General features: G+C 68.2%; 9 protein-coding genes. 7 read left to right on the forward strand and 2 right to left on the reverse strand.

Annotated features, from left to right (window positions below; genetic code table 11):
- A partial coding sequence (locus RJ05_RS01690) for an acetyl-coenzyme A synthetase N-terminal domain-containing protein (RefSeq protein ID WP_036532268.1) occupies window positions 1-466 on the reverse strand: 466 nt, incomplete at its 3' end.
- Window positions 467-733: 267 nt separating this feature from the next.
- Here RJ05_RS01690 and RJ05_RS01695 point away from each other — a divergent pair.
- From RJ05_RS01695 to RJ05_RS01715, 5 genes are read left to right on the forward strand one after another with little or no spacing between them, the layout of a single operon-like run.
- Complete coding sequence (locus tag RJ05_RS01695; protein ID WP_036532283.1) at window positions 734-2,338, forward strand: peptide ABC transporter substrate-binding protein; 1,605 nt, start codon at window positions 734-736, stop codon at window positions 2,336-2,338.
- Window positions 2,339-2,362: 24 nt separating this feature from the next.
- Window positions 2,363-3,289 (forward strand): ABC transporter permease, encoded by a 927-nt coding sequence (locus RJ05_RS01700; protein ID WP_036532270.1) that lies wholly within the window; start codon window positions 2,363-2,365, stop codon window positions 3,287-3,289.
- Between the two features lie 15 nt (window positions 3,290-3,304).
- Window positions 3,305-4,264, forward strand: coding sequence for an ABC transporter permease (locus RJ05_RS01705; protein ID WP_085996143.1), 960 nt, complete (start codon window positions 3,305-3,307; stop codon window positions 4,262-4,264).
- Complete coding sequence (locus tag RJ05_RS01710) at window positions 4,261-5,970, forward strand: dipeptide ABC transporter ATP-binding protein (protein WP_036532274.1); 1,710 nt, start codon at window positions 4,261-4,263, stop codon at window positions 5,968-5,970. Before RJ05_RS01705 ends, RJ05_RS01710 begins: the two co-directional genes overlap by 4 nt.
- Window positions 5,971-5,999: 29 nt before the next feature.
- Window positions 6,000-6,746, forward strand: a complete 747-nt coding sequence (locus RJ05_RS01715; protein ID WP_036532275.1) for a Fic family protein — start codon at window positions 6,000-6,002, stop codon at window positions 6,744-6,746.
- 527 nt (window positions 6,747-7,273) lie between these two features.
- Here the strand turns inward: RJ05_RS01715 and RJ05_RS01720 are convergent.
- A complete protein-coding gene (locus RJ05_RS01720; protein WP_036532278.1) occupies window positions 7,274-8,113 on the reverse strand; it encodes an HAD-IB family hydrolase in 840 nt (279 codons plus the stop codon).
- Window positions 8,114-8,469: 356 nt separating this feature from the next.
- Here RJ05_RS01720 and ssd point away from each other — a divergent pair, with 356 nt between their 5' ends.
- Together ssd and RJ05_RS01730 are read left to right on the forward strand one after the other, a co-directional pair.
- Window positions 8,470-9,570, forward strand: a complete 1,101-nt coding sequence (ssd, locus tag RJ05_RS01725) for a septum site-determining protein Ssd (RefSeq protein ID WP_051016089.1) — start codon at window positions 8,470-8,472, stop codon at window positions 9,568-9,570.
- Window positions 9,571-9,658: 88 nt separating this feature from the next.
- Window positions 9,659-10,463, forward strand: an 805-nt coding sequence (locus RJ05_RS01730) for a TadA family conjugal transfer-associated ATPase (RefSeq protein ID WP_036532281.1), incomplete at its 3' end; no start/stop codon positions are given.

The raw sequence follows: 10,463 nt of genomic DNA on the forward strand, positions 1-10,463 counted from the left end.
TGAGCCCGAGCCGCGCGCAGGCCAGCATCGAGACGATGGCCTCGGGAATCATCGGCATATAGATGGCGACCCGATCCCCGGCCACCAGCCCCAGCTCGGTCAGATAGTTCGCCGCGCGGCTCACCTCGGCCAGCAGTTCGTTGTAGGTGATGGCGCGGGAGTCGCCCGGCTCGCCCTCCCAGTGGATGGCGATCTGATCGCCGTGGCCGTCGAGCACATGCCGGTCGACGCAGTTGTAGGCGACGTTGAGCTTGCCGTCGGCGAACCACTTCGCGACCGGAGCGTCCGACCAGTCCAACACCTGGCTCCACGGCTCGTGCCAGTGCAGGCGCCCGGCCTGCTCGGCCCAGAAGCCTTCGCGATCGGCGTCGGCGCGGCGGTAGATCTCGGCATCGGCGTTCGCGGCGGCGGCGAATGCCGCGCTGGGCGGGTACGAGTCCCGGTGATCGGCGGTGGTTTCGGTCATCTCGTCACTTCCTTCACATCACCTGCGCATGCGGCCGGTTTCGACAGTAGTCAACTGTGACCCACGCCGCTGCCACCCTGTCCATCGGGTGGGCACCGATCCGGCCCGGCCCAAGTACGGCCCGGTCGCCTGACAAATCGGTGCCGCGGTGGTTATCGTCGGCTTCTGATCGGCGGGCGGGGGCAGTCCGCACCGGGCCGGTTCGGCCATGGCGGCCCGAAACAGCCGCGGCCGAGCCGCCAGACGACGATGATTCCGGGGGTGCAGATGCGGATTCCGGCCTGGCTCGCGACCGTGGTGCTCGCCCTGCTGTGCGCCGCGACGGTACCCGCCTGCACCATCACGCCCGCGCTTGGTGATTCCATCGCGGTCAACGGCAGCGAGCCGCAGAACCCGCTGGTTCCGTCGAACACCAACGAGAACGGCGGCGGCCGCATCGTCGACCGGCTCTTCGCCGGCTTGCGTCGCATCGATGCGAAGGGCCGCCTGCACGACGAGGTCGCCCAGTCCATCGAGACCACCGATCAGCAGCACTATCTGATCCGATTGAAACCTGGCTGGACCTTCAGCGACGGCTCACCGGTGACCGCGCACTCGTTCGTCGACGCCTGGAATTTCGGCGCGCTGATCACCAACGCGCAGTTGCAGGGCTACACCTATGAGCCGATCGTCGGCTTCGACGACGTGCAGGCCGATCCGCCACGCGCGCAGACGATGTCGGGGCTTCGGGTGCTCGACGAACTCACCTTCACCGTCGATCTGAAGGCGCCGACCATCGACTTCCCTACCCGGCTGGCCTACGCGCCGTTCTATCCGCTGCCCGAGGCGGCGTTCGAGGATATCGAGGCGTTCGGTCAGCGCCCGATCGGTAACGGCCCGTACCGCTTCGCCGACGGTGACGCCTGGCAACACGATGTGAAGCTGGACCTGGTGCCCAACGAGAGTTACCGGGGCGGGCGCCCGGCCAAGAACAAGGGGCTGACCTTCGTCTTCTACTCCAATTTCGACGCCGCCTATTCGGATCTGCTCGCCGGTAATCTCGACGTGCTCGACACCGTTCCGCCCAGCGCGCTGACTGTCGTCGACGACGATCTGGGCGAGCGCGCCGTCTCCGCGCCCACCGCGCAGAACCAGTGGATCGGCACTCAGCCGGGCCTGCCGCATTTCGACGGCGAGGAGGGCAGACTACGCAGGCACGCCATCTCCATGGCGATCCAACGGGAACGCATCGGCGACAAGATCTTCCGAGGTACCCGCACACCCGCCCGCGACTACACCTCTCGGGTGCTACCGGGCTACAACCCGAATCTGCCCGGGTCGGAGATCCTCGATTACAACCCCGAGCGGGCTCGCGAGCTGTGGGCGCGGGCGAACGAGATCTCGCCTTGGAGCGGACGTTTCGAGATCGCCTACAACGCCGACGGTGGCCATCAGGCCTGGGTGGACGCGGTCGCCAACAGCATCAAGAACACCCTCGGCATCGAAGCGGTCGGCGCCGCCCTGCCGACCTTCAAACAGCTGCGCGATCAGATCACCACGCGGACTGTCGGCAAGGCGTTCCGGTCCGGCTGGCAGGGCGACTATCCGACCATGTTGCAATTCCTGGAACCCGGGTTCCTGAGCAACTCCGCCACCAACGATTTCGATTACCACAACCCGGAATTCGACGCTCTGATCGCCGCGGCGGAGGCCGCACCGACCGAGGAACGGTCCTGGGAACTGGTCGCGCAGGCGCAGACGGTGCTGCTGCGTGACCTGCCCACCATCCCGGTCTTCGACTACGTCAACTCCGCGGGCTACTCCGAGCGCGTCCGCAATGTCGACTTCGCCTGGAACGGGCTGGCCGACTTCGAGAACATCGAGCTGCGCTGAGCCGCCGGCGAGTGAGGAGAGCGTATGGCCTGGTACATCGTGCGGCGGCTGTTGCAGATGATCCCGGTGTTCTTCGGTGCCACGCTGCTCATCTACTTCCTGATCTTCAAGGTCTCCGGGGGATCGGTGGCCGCGCTCGCCGGTGACCGCACGCTCACCCCGGCTCTCGAAGCCCAGCTGCAGGCCCGCTACCACCTGGATCGGCCCTTCATCGTGCAGTATCTGTACTACTTGAAGGGCATCTTCACCTTCGATCTCGGCACCTCGTTCTCCGGCCGCCCGGTGCGCGATGAACTCGCGCGCGCCTTCCCGATCACCTTCCGGCTGGCGCTGCTTGCGCTGCTGTTCGAGACGGTGTTCGGCGTGTTCTTCGGCGTCATCGCCGGATTGCGCAAGGGCAAACTGTTCGATTCGACGATGCTGGTCGCCAGCCTGATCGTGATCGCGGTACCGGTGTTCGTGCTGGCATTCCTCGCGCAATACCTGTTCGGCATCGAATGGGGGATCGCGCCGGTGACCATCGGTGCCGACGCCGGTTTCGCGCGGCTGATCGTGCCTGCGATGGTGCTCGGCGCGCTGTCGTTCGCCTACGTGCTGCGCCTGACCCGCAGCTCGGTGGTGGAGAACCGGGACGCCGACTACGTGCGGACCGCCACCGCGAAGGGGCTGCCGCGGCGACGGGTCGTGGTGGTGCACATCCTGCGCAATTCGCTGATCCCGGTGGTCACCTTCATCGGCGCCGACCTGGGCGCGCTGATGGGCGGGGCCATCGTCACCGAGGGCATTTTCAATATCCCAGGCGTCGGCGGCACGCTCTACCAGGCGGTCGTGCGCGGTGAGGCGCCGACGGTCGTCTCCTTCGTGACGGTGCTGATCGTGGTGTTCCTGCTGGCCAATCTGATCGTCGACCTGCTGTACGCGGCGCTCGACCCACGGATCCGCTATGCGTGAGAGGGGAGTGTGAGCATGTCCGACGTACGTGGCCGGGCCCGTCCCGGACAGCAGCGCTGGGTCGCGCCGGCCGACGAGGTGCGGGTCGATGCGGTCGACCGGGTGCGGGTGGCCGGAACACCGCGCGGATTCTGGGGTGAAGCCTGGCGCGGGCTGCGCCGCAATCCGCTGTTTCTGATATCGGTCGCGATGATCGTGCTGGTGCTGCTGCTGGCGCTGTTCCCCGGCCTGTTCACCGACCAGGACCCGCGCTACTGCGTGGTCGACAACAGTTTGCTCCCGCCCAGCTCAGAGCATTGGTTCGGGTTCGATCTGCAAGGCTGCGACATTTACGCCCGCACCGTCTACGGGGCACGCGCATCGGTGCTGACCGGCGTCGGCGCGTCGTTGCTGTTCGTCGCGATCGGGGCGACGCTCGGTGCGCTGGCCGGCTTCTACGGTGGGCTGCTCGACTCGATCATCTCCCGGATCGCCGAGATCGTGTACGCGATTCCACTGATGCTGGCCGCCATCGTCGTCATGCAGTTGTCGGAGCGCCGGACCATCGCGCTGGTGATCGTCATCCTGGCCGGATTCACCTGGCCGCAGGTGGCGCGGATCGCGCGCGGCGCGGTGATCGCGGCCAAGAACAGCGAATACGTGCTGGCGGCGCGGGCATTGGGGGTATCGCGGTTCCGGATCCTGCTGCGGCATGTGGTGCCGAATTCGCTCGGCCCGGTCATCGTGGTGACCACTATCTGGCTGGGGGTGTTCATCGTCACCGAGGCCACGCTGTCGTTCCTCGGGGTCGGCCTGCCGCCCACCGAGGTGTCCTGGGGCGCCGATATCGCGACCGGTCAGCAGCAGTTGCGTGGGGGTTCGCTGATCCTGTTCTATCCCGCGACGGCACTCGCGCTGACAGTGCTCAGCTTCATCATGCTCGGCGACGCCCTCAGCGACGCCCTCGACCCGAAATCCCGCAGGAGGCGAGCATGAACGCCGCGTCCGAGTCCGGCGAACAGGATGCGCCGCTGCTCGAGATCCGTAATCTGCACGTGGCTTTCGGTTCGGGAGCAGAGCGGGTCGATGCCGTCCGAGGTGTCGATCTGACGGTCTACGCCGGCCAGACGGTGGCGATCGTCGGAGAATCCGGCTCCGGCAAATCGACCACCGCCCATGCGGTGATCGGACTGCTGCCCAGCGGCGGTCGCGTGGTGTCCGGTGAGATCCGTTTCGGCGGCCGTGACCTGGCGGTGGCACCGGAATCGGAGCTGATCGGGGTGCGCGGCGACGGCATCGGGTTCGTGCCACAGGACCCGATGTCGAATCTGAATCCGGTGTGGAAGATCGGCTTCCATATCGGTGAAACCCTGGCCGCCAACGGAATCGCGCGCGGCAAGCAGGCCCGTGAGCGGGCCGCCGAGTTGCTGCGTGAGGCGGGAATACCGGACCCGGAACACCGGATGAACCAGTACCCGCATGAGCTGTCCGGCGGTCTGCGCCAGCGCGCTTTGATCGCTATCGGGCTGTCCGGGCGCCCGGATCTGCTCATCGCCGACGAGCCGACTTCCGCCCTGGACGTCACCGTGCAGCGGCAGATCCTCGACCACATCGACGAACTGACCGCGCAGCTGGGCACCGCGATGCTGCTGATCACCCACGACCTCGGGCTGGCCGCCGAAAGAGCCGAACATCTGGTGGTGATGTATCGCGGCCGGGTGGTGGAATCCGGTCCGGCACTGGAGATCCTGCGTGATCCGCAGCACGAGTACACCCGGCGCCTGGTCGAATCGGCGCCGTCGCTGGCGGCCCGGCGGCGTTCGGTGCGGGTAGCGCGCGCGCAGGTGCGGCGTCAGGCGATCGAGGCGGCCGAAGAGGGTGCCCTCGAGGCGGATGCCGTCGCGGCCGAGGAGATCCTGGTCGTCGATGGGCTCACCAAGCGGTATCGGATCCGGGGATCGGTGCCGTGGAAGTCGACCGAACTGCTCGCCGTCGACGACGTCGGATTCCGGTTGCGGCGCGGAACGACGACCGCCATCGTCGGCGAATCCGGCTCCGGCAAATCCACGGTCGCCCAAATGGTGCTCGGGCTGCTGGAGCCGACGTCGGGGACGGTGACCTTCGACGGCGCCGACGTGGCCCGGCTGAGCCGGACTTCGCCGTTGGCGTTCCGGCGACGGGTACAGCCGATCTTCCAGAACCCCTACGGCTCGCTCGACCCCATGTACTCCATCCACCGCACCCTGACCGAGCCGCTACGCACCCACGGTATCGGCAGCCGCGCCGAACGCGACGCTACGGTGCGCGACCTGCTCGACAAGGTGGCGCTACCGGCGGATGTGCTGTCGCGATACCCCAACGAGCTGTCCGGCGGTCAACGTCAACGCGTCGCCATCGCCCGCGCGCTCGCCCTCTCACCCGAGCTCGTGGTCTGCGATGAAGCGGTCTCCGCGCTCGATGTGCTGGTCCAGGCCCAGATTCTGGAGCTGCTCAGTGACCTGCAAGCCGAACTCGGATTGTCGTACCTGTTCATCACCCACGACCTGGCCGTCGTCCGGCAGATCGCCGACGAGGTCCTGGTGATGTGCAGGGGCAGGGTAGTGGAGGCCGCACCGACCGACGAGGTGTTCGACAACCCGCGCGAGGACTACACCCGCCGCTTGCTCGACGCCATTCCCGGCCGGGACCTGCTGGTGAGCTGAGCGGGCACACGGCAGTAGCCTCAACAATCGTGACCGATCCGCTGCAGCCACTCGTCGATCTGCCCGGTGTGCGCGCCGCCGCCGACAAGGCCCGTGATGCGCTCGCCGAGGTTCATCGGCACAAGAGCAACCGTCGCGGTTGGCCGACGACCGCGGCCGAGGCCGCGGTCCGGGCCGCGCGTTCGTCGGCCGCCATCGACGGCGGCAGCGTGGAGCTGCCCGCGGACGGCAATGTCAGCGATCCGATTCTGGCCGGATCGCTGCGGGTCGGGCAGGCGCTCGACGGGGACGCGCTGCGCAATCTCGTCGGCACCTGGCAACGCGCTCCGCTCCAAGCCCTGGCCCGGCTGCACCTGCTCGCCGCCGCCGATCTGGTCTCCGATGAGGCCGAACTCGGCCGGCCACGCAGCGACGGCGGGGTGGCCCAGCGGCTGGACCTGCTCGCACAGACGGTGCTCGGGTCGTCGGCGCCCGCTCCGGTGATCGCGGCCGTTGTCCATGGCGAACTGCTGACCTTGAAGCCGTTCGGCACCGCCGACGGTATCGTCGCGCGGGCGGCGTCTCGGCTGGTCGCGGTGTCGAGCGGGCTGGATCCGCACAGTCTCGGGGTGCCCGAGGTGTTCTGGCTGCGCCGGCGGCAGGCCTACCTCGATGCCGCGGCGGCGTTCGGGACGGGCACTGCCGAGGGGGTCGGCAGCTGGGTGATCCTGTGCTGCGGCGCGCTGGAGGACGGCGCACGAGAGGCGACGTCGATCGCCGACGCCGCCTCTGGCTAGGGGAGCTATATCGGGTCTGTAGGGATAGGTCCGGACATATCGAAGCGGGCGGCGTTGTCGTCACCGACCTCACCGCCCGCTAGCACGGACAACCCGGTTACCAAGCGTGCTGAGTGGGTTGTGTTCTTCGGCCTCGGCGACTGATCCGATTCCACCGCGGCTCATCCCCGCAATTATGCGAGGCGCTCGCCGTCGGCAGCTCGAATGTCGCAGGCCCACAACGCTTTTGCCCTTGTCGCGGCGCGCTCCGCGTGGGTGCCTGGCGTCCGTGCTGGGAAGGGTGGGATGGGGGGCTGAGCCTTCTCTTCCGACTCCGTCCTGGCCTTCCGTCCTTCCGTGCCTTCATTTTTACACTGTGAGCGCACTCACATCAAGGGGTCGGAAAACATCGAATTATCGGCGTGTCTCCCGGCGTTTCGTGGTTGAATCCCAGGTCGCGGCGCAGTCCGCGATCTTGTACGGGCGTACCGACTGGCCTCGTCGACGCCGCCCGTGAGACGTCGGCGTAACCGGCCCGGAGGACTTCGTCAGCGGCGCCGGCGCAGCAGTCGATAGCTGATCGCACCCGCCAGCACAGCGCTCACACCCACCGCGGCCGTCGCCGCAACCGTGGTGGACGAGGGCGCCTGGAACCGCGACCACAGCGACACCGGGTTCGAGAAGGTCAGGACCGGCCAGCTCCGGGCCACCGCCTCGCGTCGCAGGCCGCGATCGGGATTCACCGCCGTCGGATGGCCGACCGCCGAGAGCAGCGGCAGATCGGTGATCGAATCCGAATACGCATAGCACCGCGACAGGTCGTAACCCTCGGCGGCGGCGAGCTTTTCGATCGCGGTGACCTTGCCCTCGCCGTAGCAGTAGAACTCCACCTCACCGGTGTACTTACCGTCCTGCACGACCATCCTGGTGGCCGCGGTGTGATCGGCGCCGAGCGCTTCGGCGATCGGTGCGACGATCTCCTCGCCGGAGGCGGACACGATCACCACATCGTGGCCGCGGATCTTGTGATCGGCGATCAGATCAGCTGCCTCGGCGTAGACCAGCGGGTCGACCAGCTCGTGCAAGGTCTCGGCCACAATGGATTTCACTTGTTCGACATCCCAGCCGGCGCACATGCTCGTCAGGTGGGCGCGCATCCGCTCCATCTGATCGTGGTCGGCGCCGGAGAGCAGGAACATGAAATGGGCGTAGCTGCTCTCCAGTACTGCCCGCCGGTTCAACAGGCCCTGCGCGAAGAACGGTTTGCTGAACACATAGGTGCTCGACTTCGCGATCACGGTTTTGTCGAGATCGAAGAATGCCGCCACCCGACCGGCCCGCTCGCTGCCGTGGTGCGGATGTCCGGTCTGCTCGCCGTTGGCCGTCACGGGTCAAGGATAGGCGGTGCTGCGGCCGGTCCGGTGCGCCCGCCGGAGGCCGACGCGTGCCGGCGAAACTTCTTCAACATTGGACTTGCGCTGGCGCCGGACCTTGGGTGTAGTATTGCTGGCACCTGGACATGTTCCAGGCGCGTTCAGCCCGACCCCCCGGGGCTGAACCCGACGGCCCCAGCCTCCTCCCCCCCCGGCTGGGGCCGTCCTCTATTTCGGGACAAGTCGGTTTCACGTAGCGCCGGGTACGGCGCCGACCAGTTGATTTCCGAAGTTGTCCACAACAGGTGAGTTATCCACATTCCGCGAAACGTCCCTGTTCTGCGAGGTCCCACTCCGCGACGCTGACCTCCATGGACTTCGAAGCGACCGACCGGCAGCCGGCAGCACCGGCGTTGGCGATCATCGGCACCCAGGGGCTGCGCGAGGAGGTCAGGCGGGTCGCGGCCGCCGCGCAACGCCAGGTCGAAGAACGCACGATGCCCGTCGGCAGGCATGCCTGGGCCGGCGCACCGCTGGTGATCCTCGACACCCCCGCGGCCGTGGCATGCGCGGAAGCGGGCTATCTGCGGCGTTCCGGCGTCGTCACCGTCACCGACGGGGAGCCGGAACTACTCGACTGGCAAGCCGCCGCGGCCATCGGCGCCGAACGTGTCATCGCGTTACCGGGCGCCGCGGTCGGGCTCATCGAGACGTTCGCCGAACGCGGAGAACACCGCGCCAGCGGCGGGGTCGTGGTCGCCGTCACCGGGGCATGCGGCGGCGCGGGTGCCTCGGTGCTGTCGGCGGCGCTTGCCCTGCGCTCGGCGCACACCGGGTTCCGGGGCCACACTCTGCTGATCGACGGCGCCCCGCTCGGCGGCGGACTCGACATGCTGCTCGGCATCGAGAAGGCACCGGGTCTGCGCTGGCCCGACCTCATCGTCGAGGACGGCAGGATATCGGCCGCCGCCCTGCACGGCGCACTGCCGTCGGCGGCTCCCGGGCTGGCAGTGCTGTCCTGTGGCCGCGGCGGCAGCGCCCGCCCGGTGATCGGCAGCGGCGCCATGCATGCCGTCATCGAAGCCGGCCGGGCAGCAGGCGATCTCGTCGTCTGCGACATCTCCGCCGAACGCTCGCAGCATGCCGATCAGGTCCTCGACGCGGCCGATCTGGTGGTCCTCGTCGTCACAGCCGGTCTACGCGCGGTCGCCGCCGCGGAAGCGGTGTCGGCCCACATCGGCCGGCGAAATCCGAACCGTGGCCTCATTGTTCGCGGACCCGCGCCGGGCGGCCTGCGTGGTCCGGAGATCGCCGAGGTGCTCGACCTGCCGCTGCTGGCGGCGGTGCGTGCTCAGCCCGGGCTGCCCGCGCGGCTGGAACGCGGTGGGCTCTCGGTCGAACGCGGGCCGTTGCGGGAGGCGGCCGATGCCGTGCTCATGGTGCTCGGCGTGCCCGTGGAGATGGCGAAATGAACTGTAGGGCAGCGGGTTACCTGTTTTCGAATGCCTTCTCTCGGTCGTCGCCGCGGAAGGCCGGAATCGAACGATCGAAGGGGGAGCGATGGGGGCGTTGGTGACGGCGGAGCTGCTGGACCGGGTGCGCGAGCGCCTGGCGGGCGCGGCCGGAGATCCCGACCCGGCCGAGGTCGCTGCCGCGATCCGGGTCGAAGCCGGTGGGGTGCTCGGCGACACCGATCTACTGCGGGCGCTGCGACTACTACAGACCGAGTTGACCGGTGCGGGGGTGCTCGAGCCGCTGCTGCACGACAGCAACGTGGCCGACGTGCTCGTCACCGCGCCCGACGAGGTCTGGATCGACCGGGGCCGTGGAATCGAGAAGACGTCGATCGGCTTCGCCGACGAGGCCGCGGTACGCAGACTCGCGCAGCGGCTGGCCTCGGCCGCGGGGCGGCGTCTCGACGACGCCCAACCGTGGGTGGACGCAACGCTGCCCGGTCGCGATGCGGTGCTCGGCGAATCGTTCGGGGTGCGGTTGCATGCGGTACTTGCCCCGGTGGCGCACGGCGGCACCTGCCTATCGCTTCGAGTCCTGCGCCCGGCGACGCAGGGTCTGGACGCGCTGGTGGCGATGGGGGCCGTCCCCGTCGAGGCGAAGGTGCTGTTGGAGCGCATCGTCGCGGCCCGGCTGGCGTTCCTCGTGGTCGGTGGCACCGGTGCGGGTAAGACCACGCTGTTGTCGGGGCTGCTGGCGACGGTCGATCGCGCCGAACGCATCATCTGCGTCGAGGACGCGGCCGAGCTCGCACCACCGCATCCGCATGTGGTGCGGCTGGTGGCGCGCACCGCCAACGTCGAGGGCGTCGGCCAGGTGACGGTGCGCGAACTCGTGCGCCAAGCCCTGCGCA

Source organism: Nocardia cyriacigeorgica NBRC 100375, from assembly GCF_000308555.1.
In the GTDB taxonomy this organism is placed as follows: Bacteria; Actinomycetota; Actinomycetes; order Mycobacteriales; family Mycobacteriaceae; genus Nocardia; species Nocardia cyriacigeorgica.

Bases quoted from the DNA above. Each gene is read 5' to 3' on its own strand.
- ssd (WP_051016089.1), top strand. From the start codon at position 8,470: ATGGACTTCGAAGCGACCGACCGGCAGCCGGCAGCACCGGCGTTGGCG.
- RJ05_RS01700 (WP_036532270.1), top strand. From the start codon at position 2,363: ATGGCCTGGTACATCGTGCGGCGGCTGTTGCAGATGATCCCGGTGTTC.
- RJ05_RS01710 (WP_036532274.1), top strand. From the start codon at position 4,261: ATGAACGCCGCGTCCGAGTCCGGCGAACAGGATGCGCCGCTGCTCGAG.
- RJ05_RS01705 (WP_085996143.1), top strand. From the start codon at position 3,305: ATGTCCGACGTACGTGGCCGGGCCCGTCCCGGACAGCAGCGCTGGGTC.
- RJ05_RS01695 (WP_036532283.1), top strand. From the start codon at position 734: ATGCGGATTCCGGCCTGGCTCGCGACCGTGGTGCTCGCCCTGCTGTGC.